The organism is Streptomyces araujoniae (assembly GCF_050871195.1).
GTDB lineage: Bacteria > Actinomycetota > Actinomycetes > Streptomycetales > Streptomycetaceae > Streptomyces > Streptomyces bacillaris.
The window spans coordinates 3,335,198-3,350,567 of sequence record NZ_CP194070.1; the positions used below are offsets into that span (position 1 = coordinate 3,335,198).

A 15,370-nucleotide genomic window follows, 5' to 3' on the forward strand; every position below is an offset into this window, starting at 1 on the left:
CGGCCCCGCCCCGGCCCTTCCCGCAGGTACGCCGGGGTCCCGCGCCGCACCCCTTACGCGCGGGAGACGTTCCGCTCGTAGACCAGGCGCAGCCCGATCAGCGTCAGCCACGGCTCGTGCTCGTCGATGACGGAGGACTCCCCCAACACCATCGGAGCAAGGCCGCCCGTCGCGATGACCGTGACGTCGTCCGGGTCGGCGGTCAGCTCCTTCTTCATCCGGGCCACCACCCCGTCGACCTGGCCCGCGAAGCCGTAGACGATGCCGGACTGCATGGCCTCCACGGTGTTCTTGCCGATCACACTGCGCGGCCGGGCCAGCTCGATCTTGCGGAGCTGGGCGCCCTTGACGCCGAGCGCCTCGACGGAGATCTCGATGCCGGGGGCGATGACCCCGCCCGTGTACTCCCCGCGCGCGGAGACCGCGTCGAAGGTGGTGGCGGTGCCGAAGTCGACGACGATCGCCGGTCCCCCGTACAGCTCGACGGCGGCGACCGCGTTGATGATGCGGTCCGCGCCGACCTCCTTGGGGTTGTCCATCAGGACCGGCACGCCGGTCTTGACGCCGGGCTCGACGAGGACGGCGGGCACGTCCCCGTAGTAGCGGCGGGTGACCTCGCGCAGCTCGTGCAGGACCGAGGGGACGGTCGCGCAGATCGCGATGCCCTCGATGCCGTCGCCCAGCTCCATGCCGAGCAGCGGGTGCATGCCCATCAGCCCCTGGAGCAGGACCGCCAGCTCGTCGGCGGTGCGGCGGGCGTCGGTGGAGATCCGCCAGTGCTCGACGATCTCCTCGCCGTCGAAGAGGCCGAGGACCGTGTGCGTGTTGCCGACGTCGATGGTGAGCAGCATCAGGCTTCGGCCCCGTCGCTGGTGGTGGATGCCTCGCGGAAGTCCAGGCCGATGTCGAGGATCGGCGAGGAGTGGGTGAGCGCGCCGACGGCCAGGTAGTCCACGCCCGCGTCCGCGTAGGCGCGGGCCGAGTCGAGCGTGAGGCGGCCGGAGGACTCCAGGTTCGCGCGGCCGTCGACCAGGGCCACCGCCTCGGCGGTCTGGGCCGGGGTGAAGTTGTCCAGCAGGATCAGGTCGACGCCCGCGTCCAGCACCTCGCGGACCTGCTCCAGCGTGTCGACCTCCACCTCGATCGGCAGGTCGGGGAACTCGGCGCGGACCCGCTTGAACGCCTCCGCGACCCCGCCGGCCGCGACCACGTGGTTGTCCTTGACCAGGGCCGCGTCGGAGAGCGACATCCGGTGGTTGACGCCGCCGCCGCAGCGCACCGCGTACTTCTCCAGCGCGCGCAGCCCCGCCGTCGTCTTGCGGGTGTCGCGGACCTGGGCCTTCGACCCCTCCAGCACGTCCGCCCAGGCACGCGTGGCGGTGGCGATGCCGGAGAGGCGGCAGAGCAGGTTCAGCGCGCTGCGCTCGCCGGTCAGCAGGTCCCGGGTGCGGGTGGTGACCGTCAGCAGCTTCTGGCCGGGCGCGACGCGTTCGCCGTCCTCGACGTGCCGCTCGACCTCGAACTCCTCGGTGCAGACGATCGACAGCACCGCCTCCGCGATCCGCAGCCCGGCCACCACCCCGGCCTCGCGGGCGGTGAAGTCACCGGTGATCACGGCGTCCTCGGGGACGGTCGCCACGGTCGTGACGTCCACCCCGCCGTCCAGGTCCTCCTCGATCGCCACATGGGCGACGTCCTCGACCTGGACGGGGTCGAGACCCGCCTCGGCGAGGAGCAGGGCGAGACCCGGGTCCAGGCCGCACTCCAGGGCGTCGGCGTCGTAGCCGTCACCGCAGCCGCAGTCGTCGCCGCAGCCCTCGGAGGGCGCGGACGGGGCGGGCGCGCCGACCCGGATCAGCGGTACGTCCACGGGTGTGGGGCGCGGATTCTCTTCGGGCGTGGACACGGTTGCGGCTCCTCGGGGCGTGGCGGGTGGTGCGGGTGCTTCTCTGTTCGGCTGCGGCTGCTGTCCGGGGGCGGCCGCTGTTCCGGTGCGGCTGCTTCCGTTCAGCAGTCTGGTCAATCCGCCGGGCGTACGGGCGGGAATGCGGCGGTCTCCGTACGGCGGACGACCGGCGTGCGGTCGGCGGCGGTCCGGACGACCAGGTGGCGGCGCCAGTGCTCGTCGTCGCGGTCGGGCCGGTCCTCGCGCCAGTGGCAGCCGCGGGTCTCCTCGCGCTCCCGGGCGGCGGCGACCAGGACCCGGGAGACCAGCAGCAGGTTGGTGACCTCCCAGGTGTCGACGCCGGGGACGGCGACCTTGGGTTCGGGGTCGTCCGCGTCGGCGGCGGCGCTGCGGTGCAGGGCCTCCAGCTCCTCGGCGGCGGCGGCCAGGCTCTCGGCGGAGCGGAGGACTCCGGCGCCCCGGGTCATGGTGCGCTGGATCGCCGTACGCGCCTCGGGGGCGAGCAGCGGGACGGGGGCGTCCGCGTCGCCGGGGGCCTCGGCCGGTTCCGTACGGGGCGGGCGGGTCTCCGCGATGTCGGCGGCGATGCGCTCGGCGAAGACCAGGCCCTCCAGGAGGGAGTTCGACGCCAGCCGGTTGGCCCCGTGCACGCCCGTGCAGGCGACCTCGCCGCAGGCGTACAGACCGGGGACGGTCGTGCGGCCGCGCAGGTCGGTGCGGATGCCGCCGGAGGCGTAGTGCGCGGCGGGGGCGACCGGGACCGGCTCGGTGACGGGGTCGATGCCGTGGGCCCGGCAGGCGGCCAGGATGGTGGGGAAGCGCTGCTCCCACATCCGCGCGCCGAAGTGCCGGGCGTCGAGGTACATGTGCTCGGTGCCGTGCTCGTGCATCCGCCGGGTGATGGCCTTGGCGACGATGTCGCGCGGGGCCAGCTCGGCCAGCTCGTGCTGCCCCAGCATGAAGCGGGTGCCGGTGGCGTCGACGAGGTGGGCGCCCTCGCCCCGTACCGCCTCGGAGACCAGCGGCTGCTGGCCCTCGGAGTCGGCGCCGAGGAAGAGGACCGTCGGGTGGAACTGGACGAACTCCAGGTCCGAGACCTCCGCCCCGGCCCGGAGCGCCAGCGCCACGCCGTCGCCGGTGGAGACCGACGGGTTGGTGGTGGCGGAGAAGACCTGGCCCATGCCCCCGGTGGCGAGGACGACCGAGGGGGCCCGGACCGCGCCGACGCCGTCGTGCTGGCCCTCGCCCATGACGTGGAGCGAGACCCCCGCCGTACGGCCTTCGGCGTCGGTGAGGAGGTCCAGGACGAGCGCGTTCTCGATGATGCGGAGGGCGGCCGCGCGGACCGCCTCGACCAGGGCGCGGGAGATCTCGGCGCCGGTCGCGTCGCCGCCCGCGTGGGCGATGCGGCGGCGGTGGTGGCCGCCCTCGCGGGTGAGCGCTATGTCGCCGCTGTCGGTGGTGTCGAAGTGGGCGCCGGTGGTGATCAGTCTGCGGACGGCGTCGGGGCCCTCGGTGACCAGGGTCCGTACGGCCTCCTCGTCGCAGAGGCCCGCGCCCGCGACCAGGGTGTCGGCGAGATGCTGCTCGGGGGTGTCGCCCTCGCCGAGCGCGGCGGCGATGCCGCCCTGGGCCCAGCGGGTCGAGCCGTCGTCGAGCCGGGCCTTGGTGACGACCACGGTGTCCAGGCCGGCGGCGGCGCAGCGCAGGGCGGTGGTGAGACCGGCGACCCCGGAGCCGACCACCACGACGTCCGCGTCGATGGCCCAGCCGGGGGCGGGGGCGGTCAGCCGTATTCCGGTCACGTGAGGGCTCCGAAGGTGAGGGGGATGTTGTCGATGAGGCGGGTCTCCCCGACCCGGGCGGCGACGGCGAGGACCGCCTCCCCGCTCTCGCGGTCGTCGGGGATCTCGGTGAAGTCCGCCGGGTCCACCAGCGCCAGGTAGTCCAGGACCAGCGGGTGCCGGTCGCGGGCCGCCGCCTCGTCCAGGATCGCGCGGGCGGTGGCCCGGACGGCGGCGGGCGCCCCGTTGGGCCGGGCCAGGGCCACGGCCTGGGCGTCGGCGGCGGCCCGCGCCTCACCGAGCCGGTTGAGCCCGGCGGCCCGGTCGGCGCCGGAGCCGGGGGCGGTGGCCAGGGCGCGTTCGTGCAGGGCCTGCTGGGCGGCGAGGCGGTCCCGCGCGGCGAACAGGGCGTGCGAGAGGGCGAGGGCGGTGTGCCGCTCCTGCGGGGAGAGGAAACGGTTGCGGCTGGAGAGCGCGAGGCCGTCCGCGTCCCGGACGGTGGGCACGCCGGTGATCCGGACCGGGAAGTTCAGGTCGCGGACCATGCGGCGGATGAGGGCGAGCTGCTGGGCGTCCTTCTGCCCGTAGAGCGCCTCGTCGGGGCGGGTGAGGTGGAGGAGCTTGGCGACGACGGTGAGCATGCCGTCGAAGTGGCCGGGGCGGGAGGCCCCTTCGAGCCGCTCGCCCATCGGGCCCGCGGTGATCCGGACCTGGGGCTCGCCGCCGGGGTAGACCTCGTCCACGCCGGGGGCGAAGACCGCGTCGGCGCCCGCGGCGGAGGCGGTGGCCAGATCGGCGTCCAGGGTGCGCGGGTAGCGGTCGAGGTCGGCCGCCTCCCCGAACTGGAGCGGGTTGACGAAGACGGTCACCACGACCTGCCCGTCCGGACCCGCCGCCTGCCGGGCGGCCCGGACGAGGGTGGCGTGCCCCTCGTGGAGGGCGCCCATGGTCATGACGACGACCCGCTCGGCCCCGGCGGGACGGGGCAGCGCGTCCAGCTCGGCGGCGGTGCGGAGGAGGGCGGTGGCGGGCGCAGGGGCGGGGGCGGGGGCGGTGTGGCTTTCGGTGTCCGGATCTCCGGAGGCCTCGGGGGTCGAGCCCCGGGAGACCGCGGCGCCCGTCGTGCCCCTCGTGTCCGCGTCCCGGGGGACCGTTACGCCCGTCGTGTCCGAGCCCCGGGAGACCATGGCACCCGTCGGGCCCGTCGTGCCCGCGCCCCGGGGAACCGCGGCACCCATCAGGCCTGCCGTACCCGTCGTGTCCGCGTCCCGGGAGACCGTGGCACCCGTCAGGCCTGCCGTGTCCGTCGGGTCCGCGTCCTGGGGGTCGTGCCCGGTGGTCGTCATCGGGTCTCCCCCGGTCCGGTGGAGCCCGGCCGGCTCTCCTGGTCGGCCAGGGCGACGAGCAGGTCCTCCGCCAGCTCCGGCTTGAGCAGGCCGTGGGCCAGGGCCCGGTCGGCCGTGGCGCGGGCCATCGCGAGATAGCCGCCGACCATCTGGGGGGCGTGGGCGCGCAGCTCCGAGACATGGGCGGCGACCGTGCCCGCGTCGCCCCGGGCCACCGGGCCGGTCAGCGCCGCGTCGCCGGAGCGCAGGGCGTTGTCCAAGGCGGCGCCGAGGAGTGGGCCGAGCATCCGGTCCGGGGCGGTGACCCCGGCCTTGGCCAGCAGCTCCATCGCCTCCGCTACCAGGGTGACCAGGTGGTTCGCGCCCAGGGCGAGAGCCGCGTGGTAGAGCGGACGGGACTCCTCCGCGATCCACTCGGGCTCGCCGCCCATCTCGATGACCAGCGCCTCGGCGGCGAGCCGCAGCTCATCGGGGGCGGTGACCCCGAAGGAGCACCCCGCGAGCCGCTGGACGTCGACGGAGGTGCCGGTGAACGTCATCGCCGGGTGGAGCGCCAGCGGCAGGGCCCCGGCCCGCAGCGCGGGGTCCAGGACCCGGGCCCCGTACCGCCCGGAGGTGTGGACGAGGAGCTGTCCCGGCCGTACGGCCCCGGTCTCCGCGAGCCCCTCCACCAGCCCCGGCAGCGCGTCGTCGGGGACGGTCAGCAGGACCAGCTCGGCGCGGGCCAGCACCTCGGCGGGCGTCACGACGGGCACATCGGGGAGAAGCGCGGCCGCCCGGCGCCGGGAGGCGTCGGAGACCCCGGAGACGGCCACCGGGCGGTGGCCGGCCAGCTGGAGCGCGGCGGCGAGTGCGGGACCGACGCGGCCCGCTCCCACGACGCCGACGGTGAGGCGGGCGGGGCGGTCCCTCGCGTCGAGGGGTTCCTTCGGAACTGTCGTATTCACGCGGCGATGGCCTTCCGTTCCAGTCCGCGGGGGGTACCGGACGATTTCTCTGCATGCTACGCCAGCGTTTCGACGGAGCACGCCCGCCGCCCACAGCCTGTGGATAACTCCGCGGGGCGGGGCGGACCGGTCGGAGAAACACACGGGCGTGCCGTGCGGGGTCCGGGGGATGATCGTCCCATGACAGCCATCGATGAGCAGGAGCAGCGGCGGCGCCGACTCGCCGCCTGGCGCGGATCCCACCGGGTGCTGGCCCGCCGGTCCACGGACGGCACGGTGGGCGAGGGGCTCGCGGCGCTGGCGGCCGGGGCCGGTTCCGTACACGATCCGGACAGCGCGGTGGATGTGTACGGGGGCGGGGTCGTCGCGGAGCTGGAGCGGCGGGTGGCCGGGCTGCTGGGGACGGAGGCGGCGGCGTTCTTCCCGACCGGGACCATGGCCCAGCAGGTCGCGCTGCGGTGCTGGGCGGGGCGGACGGGCGACGCCACGGTGGCGCTGCACCCGCTGGCCCACCCGGAGCTGCACGAGCAGGGGGCGCTGGCGGCCGTGAGCGGGCTGCGCACGGTCCACCCGACCTCCGCGCCCCGGATGCCGAGCGCGCAGGAGGTGCGGGACCACCCGGAGCCGTTCGGCACACTGATGCTGGAGCTGCCGCTGCGGGACGCCGGGTTCGCGCTGCCCACCTGGGACGAGCTGGAGGCGACCGTGGCGGCGGCCCGGGAGCGGGACGCGGTGGTCCACCTGGACGGGGCGCGGCTCTGGGAGTGCGGTCCGCACTTCGGGCGGGGCCTGGAGGAGATCGCGGGGCTCGCGGACAGCGTGTACGTGTCCTTCTACAAGTCGCTCGACGGGCTGTCGGGGGCGGCGCTGGCGGGGCCCTCGGCGCTGGTGGAGGAGGCCCGGGTGTGGCGTCACCGGTACGGGGGGCAGCTCTTCCAGCAGTACCCCGCTGCGCTCTCCGCCCTCATCGGCCTGGACCGGGAGCTGCCCCGGCTGCCGTCGTACGTGGCCCACGCGAAGGTGGTGGCCGGGGCGATGGCGGAGGGGTTCGCGGCGGCCGGGGTGCCGTGGTTCCGGGTCAACCCGGAGCCGCCGCACACGCACCAGTTCCAGGTCTGGCTGCCGTACGGGGCCGGGGTGCTGGACGAGGCGTCGCTGCGGCAGGCGGAGGAGACCGGCGTGACGCTCTTCCGGAGCTGGTCGGAGGGGGCTCCGGGGGCGGCCGGGCTGCCGCCGGGGGTGTCGGTCACGGAGGTGACGGTCGCCGGGGCGGGGCTGGAGTGGTCGGCGGAGGACGTGCGGGAGGCGGTGGCCGGGTTCGTGGAGCTGCTACCGGCGTAGGGGGTTGCCGGGGCCTTGCCGAGTGGACGGTCCCCGCCCTCGGGTTCCGTCCTCAAACGCCGGACTGGCTGGATCTCCCCGGCCTCAAGCACCGGACGGGCTGGATCTCCCCGGCCTCGATCCCCGCACCGGCCTGTCCTGTGTCGGCGGGTGGGTCAGCCAGTGGCGGTAGAGGTCGCGCAGGGTCCTGCGGTCGTGGCGGCCCGGCGGGGGCGGGGCGGGCTCGCCCAGCCGGGCCGCGCGGTAGGTGTCGAGCATGTGCTGCTGGATGGCGTCCATGCATCCAGCGTGCGCAGGTCACGGCGGGTCCGCGCGTTGATTGACGGCCACCGTCAAACGGAACGACGGCCCGGTCCCCGTACCCGCACCATGGACGGGTGAGCGTGCACATAGACATCGCGGGCCTGACCCCCGACCGCATCGAATTCGCGACCTCGCCCCTGGCCGAGCTGGGCGTCGCCCTGCACGCGCTCTCCGAGCCGGGGCACCACCCCGGGGTGCACGGCTGGGCCACCGCGACGGCGGCCGGGCTGGAGCCCGATCTCGCGGACCGGCTGATGGAGGCGGAGTTCCTCTGGCGGAACACCTTCTCGGACGTCTTCATGCCGTTCGCCGGGATCCGCGGGGGCGACGGCCGGACCGGGGCGACCCTGGCGGAGGACCTGGACCTCCTGGACCGGCTGGACGACGAGCGGTTCGTGACGGCGGCCCTGGAGTTCACCTGCAGCTGTGTGTACGGGGCGGGCGCCGCATCCCCGCTCTCGGACCCGGCGATGCGGACCCGCGCCCTGGACATGGCGGCCGCCCGGGGCCCGCGCCAGGTGGACTTCACCCAGCGGCTGCTGGCCGACCCCGCTCCCGTACGCCGCTGGCTGCGGCGGCTCTTCGAGGACCTGGACCAGGCGTTCTTCGCGGACACCTGGCGCCGGGTCTCGGTCCAGCTGGTCGCGGACGCCCGGCACAAGACGGAGCTGCTGCGGCACAAGGGCCTCGCGGAGGCGGTCGGGGCGGTCTCCGCCGCGCTCACCGTGGACGAGGAGGCGGGCAGGATCACCGTCGACAAGCTGGCCGAGGGCCGCACCACCGCCGTCGACCCGGACGTCGGCTCCGGCCTCACCCTGATGCCCAGCACCTTCGGCTGGCCCCATCTGATGGTGCTGCACGCCCCCGGCTGGCGGCCGGTGCTCCACTACCCGGTCCGGATGCCCGACCTGCCGACCCCCGCCTCCGTGGAGCTGCTCCAGCGCCGGATGGAGGCCCTGGCCCACCCGATGCGGATGCGGCTGTGCCGCAACCTCGCCCGCTCCCCGTACACCACCGGCGAACTGGCCGAGTCGCACAGCATCACCGCGCCCGAGGTCTCCCGGCATCTGTCGGTGCTCAAGAAGGCGGGGCTGATCACGACGCGCCGCCGGGGCCGTTACGTACTGCACCAGCTGGACGTCACGGTCGTCGCCCGCCTGGGCAGCGACTTCCTGGAGGGCGTGCTGCGGTGAGCCGGGCCCCACGCCCCCCCGGGGGGGGGTCAGCCCGCGCCGCCGCCCGCGCGGACCAGCCCCGTCTCGTAGGCGAGGACGACGACCTGGACCCGGTCGCGCAGGCTCAGCTTGGTGAGGATGCGGCCGACGTGGGTCTTGACCGTGGCCTCGGAGAGGACCAGGCGGGAGGCGATCTCGCCGTTCGAGAGGCCCTGCGCCACCAGGAGCATCACCTCGCGCTCGCGCTCGGTGAGCTTCTCGATGTGCTTGTTCCTCGGCTCCTTCTCGCTGCTGGGCAGCATCGGGGAGAACCGGTCGAGCAGCCGACGGGTGGTGGAGGGCGCGACGACCGCGTCACCGCTGTGCACCGAGCGGATCGCGGAGAGCAGCTCGGCCGGGGGCACGTCCTTGAGCATGAAGCCGCTGGCCCCCGCCTTCAGCCCGGAGAAGGCGTACTCGTCCAGGTCGAACGTCGTCAGGATCAGCACCTTCGGCGGGTTCGGCCGCGCGCAGATCCGGCTGGTCGCCTCCACCCCGTCCAGCCGGGGCATACGGACGTCCATCAGCACCACGTCCACGGCCGTCGAGCGCAGGATCTCGATCGCCTCGGCGCCGTCCCCGGCCTCCGCCACCACCTCCATGTCCGGCTGGGCGGCCAGGACCATGCGGAAGCCCGTACGGAGAAGCACCTGGTCGTCGACGAGCATCACGCGGATGGCCATGGGGTCTGTGTCCTGTCCTGTATGGGTGGCGAGAAGTCGCCGGGAACGGGTGGGGCGGGATGCTACTCGGCCGGTTTCAGCGGCAGCAGCGCGCTGATCCGGAAGCCGCCGCCGGGCCGCGGCCCGGCGTCCAGGGTGCCGCCGACCATGCCGACCCGCTCCCGCATCCCGATCATCCCGTGCCCGGCCCCGTCCGCGCCGCCGTCCTCGTACAGCTCGTGCGCCGCGCCCCGGCCGTCGTCCTCGACCAGCAGCCCGAGGCCGTCGTCGAAGTAGACCAGCCGGACGCTGGCCCCGGCGTCCGGGCCGCCGTGCTTGCGGGTGTTGGTGAGGGCCTCCTGCACGATGCGGTACGCGGTCAGCTCCACGCCGCTCGGCAGTGGACGGGCGGTGCCCTCCACCTTGAAGTCCACCGCCAGGCCCGTCCTGCGGACCTGCTCGATCAGCTCCTCGATCTGCTCCACGTCGGGCTGCGGGACGTACTCCCCGCTCTCCGGGGCGTCCCCCGTCCGCAGCACCCCCAGCAGCCGCCGCATCTCGGCCAGCGCCTGCCGGCCGGTGGAGGAGATCGTGGTCAGCGCCTGCCGGGCCTGGTCGGGGGCCGTGTCCATCACATACGCCGCGCCGTCGGCCTGGACCACCATCACCGAGACGTTGTGCGCGACGACGTCGTGCAGCTCCCGGGCGATCCGGGCCCGCTCGGCGGCGACCGCGACCTTGGACTGCGCCTCGCGCTCCCGCTCCAGCCGGGCGGCCCGCTCCTCCAGCTGGCTGAAGTAGGCCCGCCGGGTGCGCAGCGAGTCGCCCATCACCCAGGCCAGCACGAACGGCACCGTCATGATCACCGTCACGAAGACCTGCTGCGGCCAGGAGCCGCCCGGCTCGGCCTCCCAGCGCAGCTGCGACAGGGCGGCCGCGCTCAGGGAGCAGACCAGGGCGAGCCGGGAGGCCCAGCGCTCCCCGATCGTCGCCACCGTGAAGGTGATCACCAGCATCGCGAAGTTGCCGATGCCCGGCCGGACGTCGAAGAGCAGCTGGCAGAGCCCCACCGCGATGGCGAGCAGCAGCATCTTCTCCGGGAGCCGCCGGCGCAGGGCCACCACCGTGGAGAGCCCGAACGCGACCGGGATCGCCACGATCTCCTCGCGCCCGGCGTCGTACATGCCCGACGCCAGCGACATGCCGGAGAGCCCGAGGAGGACGACCGCCCAGAAGACGTCGACGCCCGTCGGGTGTCTGCGGAGAAAATCGTAGAGGCGCTGCACGTAGCCCAGCGTAAGGACAGCGGATAGGTGCCCGGGTCAACCGGAGGGCCGATCCAGATCCTGGGACCGTACTCCCCAAGGTGGAGACTTGCCCACATGACGGAGGAGTGGCGCGGATGGCGGGCGGCGGCGCGGACCGCGCTCTACGGGGACGAGGGCTTCTACCGGAGCCCGGTCCGCAGCCCGGAGGGGCCGGCGGGCCACTTCCGTACGTCGGTCCACGCCTCACCCCTCTTCGCCCGGGCGGTGGCCCGGCTGCTGGCCTCGACCGCGGCGGAGCTGGGCACGGGGACGGTGGCGCTGGTCGATGTGGGCGCGGGGCGCGGTGAGTTGCTGACCGGGGTGCTCGCCGCCGCCCCCGAGGGGCTGGAGGTGATCCCGTACGGGGTGGAGGTCGCCGCCCGTCCGCCGGGGCTCGACCCGCGCGTGCGCTGGTGCGCCGAGCCGCCCCGGGGGGTGCGCGGGCTGCTGTTCGCCAACGAGTGGCTGGACAACGTGCCGGTCGAGGTGGCGGAGGTGGACGGGGAGGGGGTCGCCCGGTACGTCCGGGTGCGGACCTCGGACGGGGCCGAGCGGCTGGGTGCGCCGGTGACCGGGGCGGACGCGGAGTGGCTGGAGCGGTGGTGGCCGCTGTCGGCGCCGGGCGAGCGGGCGGAGATCGGGCGGCCCCGGGACGCGGCGTGGGCGGGGGCGGTGGGGTCGCTGGAGGCCGGGCTCGCGGTGGCGGTGGACTACGCGCACGTACGCGGCGAACGGCCGCCGTTCGGGACGCTGACCGGCTTCCGGAGCGGGCGGGAGGTGCGCCCGGTGCCGGACGGCTCCTGCGACCTGACCGCCCATGTGGCGCTGGACGCGTGCGCGGCGGGGGCGGGCCCGGGGGCGGTGGAGCTGACGGACCAGCGGACGGCGCTCGGGCGGCTGGGGGTTTCCGGGGAGCGCCCGGCGCTCGCCCTGGCCGCCTCCGACCCGGCGGCGTACGTACGGGCGCTGGCGGCGGCGGGCGAGGCGGCCGAGCTGACCGCGCGCGGCGGCCTGGGCGACTTCGGGTGGCTGCTGCACCGGGTGGGGTGACCCCTGGGGGCAGGGGCGGGTGAGCGCACGGCGAGGGGGTGACGGCGGGACCGGGTGACCGCCCCTGCCGCGGGGCCGGGCAGGGAATACTGGCCCCATGACGGAGACGACCATCGGCATCGGCGGCGCGGCGGAGAGCACCGACATGGTGCTGAACATCGGCCCGCAGCACCCCTCCACGCACGGCGTGCTCCGGCTCCGGATCGTCCTGGACGGTGAGCGGATCCAGCACGCCGAGCCGGTCATCGGCTATATGCACCGGGGCGCGGAGAAGCTCTTCGAGGCGCGCGACTACCGGCAGATCGTCATGCTCGCCAACCGCCACGACTGGCTCTCCGCCTTCTCCAACGAGCTGGGCGTCGTGATGGCCGTCGAGCGGATGCTCGGCATGGAGGTCCCCGAGCGCGCGGTCTGGACGCGGACGCTGCTCGCCGAGCTGAACCGGGTCCTCAACCACCTGATGTTCCTCGGCTCCTACCCCCTCGAACTCGGCGGCATCACCCCGGTCTTCCACGCCTTCCGCGAGCGCGAGGAGCTGCAGACGGTGATGGAGGAGGTCTCCGGCGGCCGGATGCACTACATGTTCAACCGGGTCGGCGGGCTCAAGGAGGACGTCCCGGCGGGCTGGACCGGCCGGGTCCGCGAGGCCGTCGCCTCGGTCCGCTCCCGGATGGACGTGTACGAGGACCTGGTCCTCGGCAACGAGATCTTCCGGGGCCGTACCCGCGGGATCGGCGTGCTCTCCGCCGGCGCGGTGCACGCGTACGGGGTGTCGGGGCCGATCGCGCGCGCCTCGGGCGTCGACTTCGACCTGCGGCGCGACGAGCCGTATCTCGCCTACGGGGAGCTGCTGGACACCCTGGAGGTGGTGACCCGGTCCGAGGGCGACTGCCTGGCCCGGTTCGAATGCCTGCTGGAGCAGACCCTGAACTCCCTGGAGCTGGCCGACGCCTGCCTGGACCGGCTGGCCGGGCTGGAGCCGGGGCCGGTCAACCAGCGGCTGCCCAAGGTGCTGAAGGCGCCCGAGGGCCACACGTACGCCTGGACGGAGAACCCGCTCGGCGTCAACGGCTACTACCTGGTCTCCAAGGGCGAGAAGACCCCGTACCGGCTGAAGCTGCGCTCGGCGTCCTTCAACAACATCCAGGCGCTCACCGAACTGCTGCCGGGGACGCTGGTCTCCGACATGGTGGCGATCCTGGGCTCGCTCTTCTTCGTCGTCGGGGACATCGACAAGTAGGAGCGGCCGGCGGGTTCCTCAGGAGACCGCGCCGCGCAGCTCCGCCACGTCGATCTGCTCGGTCTCGTCGTGCGCGGTGAGGTCGATGACCTTGCCGACGGCCCGGTGCTGCGCCGCACCCGTGCGGTGGACGGCGAGCGCCTCCTCGCCGACGACGTCCGCGAGGTCCTCGTTCTGCACGGACTCGATGGCGGCCTTCGCCTTCTGGCCGTTCTGCGTGCCGAAGAAGTCGAAGCTGCCCTGGGGGACCAGGTGGCGGCGGGCCGCCGCGTACGGCACGACGGCCGAGGCGGCGGGGACCGTACGCGGTACGTGGACGGGTGCGGCGGAGGCCGGGAGCGGGGAGGCGGGGGCCGGGGCCGGGAGTTGCGGGGCCGGGGCGGGCGGGGCGGTCGACGGGCGGCTCTGGCGGTGCTCGTCCGCCCCGGTGGCCGCCGCGTCCTTCCCCTGCGGGCCTTCCCCCTCCGCGCGCTTCTCCGGACCCTGCGCCGGGTCCTTCTTCGCGGCCTGCTTCGAGGCGAGCAGCTGCTGGGCCACTTCCGCGGCGCGGCGGGCCTCCTGGCGGGCGGCGTTACGGCTGAGGTTCCGCAGGGCCTCGTCGGCGCGGCGGTAGGCGTCCGGGGTGGGCGTCGACCGTCCGGCGGTCAGCTCGGGGGCCGGGGCGGACGACTCGATGGCGAGCTGCCTGCGGCCCTCCAGCGCGCTGGCCCGCTCGGTCTCGGCGTTGGCGTACCGGCGGAGCAGCCCCGCGTGCTCGCCGCGCAGTCCGGCCAGTTCGACGCGCTTGCGGCGGAGCTTGGTCTCCAGACGGGTGCGCAGCTCGCGCGACTCCTCCAGGTCCTGCTCCAGCTCGGCTATGCGCTCCTCGGCCCGCCACTCGTCCCGGGTGCGGGCCCGGGTCAGCTCGGCGACCCGCAGCCCCGCGGCCCGGTCCCAGCTGCGCATCAGGTACGCGCCGGTCAGCGCGGCGGCGGCCACGGCGGCCACCAGACCGCGCAGCACGAGGGGTTCGGCCAGGAACCAGGCGCCGGTGGCGCCGACGACCGACACTCCCGCCACCACGGAGGGCGGCAGGATTCTGTGAAGGGGCGGCGAATGGCGGTGGCGTCCTCGTGGCATGGCCTGAAATTTACCGTGTGTACGCGCTACTTGGGGGGCCGCCCGGCAATCTTTCCCGGGTGGTTACCCGACGGCCCCCCGAAACCCCCTGTTCCTTGATCGAAAAAGCCGTCGATCAAGCACACCGCGGCCGGGCCGCGCCTACTTCTCGATCAGACCCTTCGACTCCAGATACTCCTTGGCCACATCGGCGGGCTTCGCGCGCTCGGCGTCGACCTTGCGGTTCAGCTCGGCGAGATCCTCCGTGGTGAGCGCGTCGGTGAGCTTCTGCAGCGCGGCGGCGATCTCCGGGGCACCCGCGTCCTCGGCGTTGAGGACCGGCAGGACGTTGTCGGCGTTCTGGAGCTTCTTGTCGTCCTCCAGGAACACCAGCCCGTCCAGCACCGCGTCGGTGGTCGTCGTCAGGACCAGCTCGACCTTGCCGTCCCGGACGGCCTGCTTGGACTGCGGGGTGCCGACGCCCTTGGGGTCGATACCCGTCACGTCGATGCCGTACGTCTTCTTCAGACCGGGTGCGCAGAAGGGCCGCACCTCGCACTCGTCGCCCGCCGCGATCTTCACCTTGAGCTTCGACTTCCCGAGGTCGGAAAGGGTCTTGAGGTTGTGCTTCGCGGCGAATTCCTCGGATACCGCGAAGGCGTTCTGGTCGACGGCCTTACCGGCCGGGAGCACCTTGAGACCCAGCGGACCGGCGAGCTTCTCCAGGGCGGCGACCGTGGCGGCGGTGTCGGGGGAGGCGAGGGGGTTGTTCTGGGCCTTGTCCGCCCCGTTCACCTTGGCGTTGAGGAATTCGGTGATGGTGGCCGCGTATTCGGGGACGACGTCGATCTCGCCCTTCTCCAGGGAGGGTTCGTACAGCTCACGGTTCTTCACCGTGGTGACCGAGGTGCTGTATCCGGCGTCGCCCAGGATCCGGGCGTACAGCTCGGCGAGCACCTTGGACTCGGTGAAGGCGGCCGAGCCGACGACGAGCGAGCCCTTCTTGCCGTCGCCGCCCGAGGAGCCGCTCCCCTCCTGCTCCAGGGTGTCGCCGCCGCAGGCCGCCAACGACCCTGCCAGCGCCACCATGCCGATGACCGCTCCGGCTATCCGCGAGGTCCTGCTCATGTGTTGCTCTCCGTCCGAACAGAGGAAAAGTGACCAGTTGAAGA

14 protein-coding genes are annotated in these 15,370 nt (G+C 74.1%); 4 read left to right on the plus strand and 10 right to left on the minus strand.

The features are described from left to right. Window positions 1–53: 53 nt before the first annotated feature. The 5 genes from ACQ9ZG_RS14100 to ACQ9ZG_RS14120 all read right to left on the minus strand — a co-directional run bounded on the left by ACQ9ZG_RS14100 (window position 54) and on the right by ACQ9ZG_RS14120 (window position 5,983). Complete coding sequence (locus ACQ9ZG_RS14100) at window positions 54–851, minus strand: type III pantothenate kinase (protein WP_018489334.1); 798 nt, start codon at window positions 849–851, stop codon at window positions 54–56. After that, window positions 851–1,906: a carboxylating nicotinate-nucleotide diphosphorylase gene (nadC, locus tag ACQ9ZG_RS14105; protein WP_109916591.1), complete on the minus strand. Its 1,056-nt coding sequence runs from the start codon at window positions 1,904–1,906 to the stop codon at window positions 851–853. Before nadC ends, ACQ9ZG_RS14100 begins: the two co-directional genes overlap by 1 nt. Before the next feature lie 113 nt (window positions 1,907–2,019). Next, window positions 2,020–3,711 carry an L-aspartate oxidase gene (locus ACQ9ZG_RS14110; protein ID WP_109916590.1) on the minus strand — a complete coding sequence of 564 codons (1,692 nt, stop codon included), beginning with the start codon at window positions 3,709–3,711 and terminating at the stop codon, window positions 2,020–2,022. After that, window positions 3,708–4,877 carry a pantoate--beta-alanine ligase gene (panC, locus tag ACQ9ZG_RS14115; RefSeq protein ID WP_499281602.1) on the minus strand — a complete coding sequence of 390 codons (1,170 nt, stop codon included), beginning with the start codon at window positions 4,875–4,877 and terminating at the stop codon, window positions 3,708–3,710. The genes ACQ9ZG_RS14110 and panC overlap by 4 nt, the downstream gene beginning before the upstream one ends. Window positions 4,878–5,032: 155 nt before the next feature. Then, the gene (locus ACQ9ZG_RS14120; protein ID WP_028416128.1) at window positions 5,033–5,983 is read right to left on the minus strand and encodes a Rossmann-like and DUF2520 domain-containing protein; all 951 of its coding nucleotides are present in this window, start codon (window positions 5,981–5,983) and stop codon (window positions 5,033–5,035) included. A gap of 180 nt (window positions 5,984–6,163) precedes the next feature. On the opposite strand from ACQ9ZG_RS14120, the gene ACQ9ZG_RS14125 reads away from it, so the two are divergent. After that, the gene (locus ACQ9ZG_RS14125; RefSeq protein WP_499280606.1) at window positions 6,164–7,324 is read left to right on the plus strand and encodes a threonine aldolase family protein; all 1,161 of its coding nucleotides are present in this window, start codon (window positions 6,164–6,166) and stop codon (window positions 7,322–7,324) included. An 84-nt stretch (window positions 7,325–7,408) separates the two neighbouring features. Here ACQ9ZG_RS14125 and ACQ9ZG_RS14130 read toward each other — a convergent pair whose 3' ends face one another. Further along, complete coding sequence (locus ACQ9ZG_RS14130; RefSeq protein ID WP_028416126.1) at window positions 7,409–7,603, minus strand: hypothetical protein; 195 nt, start codon at window positions 7,601–7,603, stop codon at window positions 7,409–7,411. 104 nt (window positions 7,604–7,707) lie between these two features. Here ACQ9ZG_RS14130 and ACQ9ZG_RS14135 point away from each other — a divergent pair, with 104 nt between their 5' ends. Beyond that, window positions 7,708–8,820: a DUF5937 family protein gene (locus tag ACQ9ZG_RS14135; RefSeq protein ID WP_018489341.1), complete on the plus strand. Its 1,113-nt coding sequence runs from the start codon at window positions 7,708–7,710 to the stop codon at window positions 8,818–8,820. A gap of 29 nt (window positions 8,821–8,849) precedes the next feature. On the opposite strand, the gene ACQ9ZG_RS14140 is transcribed toward ACQ9ZG_RS14135, so the two are convergent. Both ACQ9ZG_RS14140 and ACQ9ZG_RS14145 read right to left on the minus strand, forming a co-directional pair. Next, entirely contained in the window at window positions 8,850–9,524 is a 675-nt protein-coding gene (locus ACQ9ZG_RS14140) for a response regulator transcription factor (RefSeq protein WP_084994338.1), read from the minus strand. Window positions 9,525–9,586: 62 nt separating this feature from the next. Continuing rightward, window positions 9,587–10,789 carry a sensor histidine kinase gene (locus ACQ9ZG_RS14145; protein ID WP_109916374.1) on the minus strand — a complete coding sequence of 401 codons (1,203 nt, stop codon included), beginning with the start codon at window positions 10,787–10,789 and terminating at the stop codon, window positions 9,587–9,589. A gap of 96 nt (window positions 10,790–10,885) precedes the next feature. Between ACQ9ZG_RS14145 and ACQ9ZG_RS14150 the strand changes: the two genes are divergently transcribed. After that, window positions 10,886–11,860 (plus strand): SAM-dependent methyltransferase, encoded by a 975-nt coding sequence (locus ACQ9ZG_RS14150; RefSeq protein ID WP_499280608.1) that lies wholly within the window; start codon window positions 10,886–10,888, stop codon window positions 11,858–11,860. Between the two features lie 97 nt (window positions 11,861–11,957). Beyond that, window positions 11,958–13,100, plus strand: coding sequence for an NADH-quinone oxidoreductase subunit D (locus ACQ9ZG_RS14155; protein ID WP_109914376.1), 1,143 nt, complete (start codon window positions 11,958–11,960; stop codon window positions 13,098–13,100). 18 nt (window positions 13,101–13,118) lie between these two features. On the opposite strand, the gene ACQ9ZG_RS14160 is transcribed toward ACQ9ZG_RS14155, so the two are convergent. Both ACQ9ZG_RS14160 and ACQ9ZG_RS14165 read right to left on the minus strand, forming a co-directional pair. Continuing rightward, window positions 13,119–14,219 carry a hypothetical protein gene (locus ACQ9ZG_RS14160; RefSeq protein ID WP_168356892.1) on the minus strand — a complete coding sequence of 367 codons (1,101 nt, stop codon included), beginning with the start codon at window positions 14,217–14,219 and terminating at the stop codon, window positions 13,119–13,121. A 141-nt stretch (window positions 14,220–14,360) separates the two neighbouring features. Then, window positions 14,361–15,326 (minus strand): ABC transporter substrate-binding protein, encoded by a 966-nt coding sequence (locus ACQ9ZG_RS14165; protein WP_028416120.1) that lies wholly within the window; start codon window positions 15,324–15,326, stop codon window positions 14,361–14,363. Window positions 15,327–15,370: the final 44 nt, after the last annotated feature.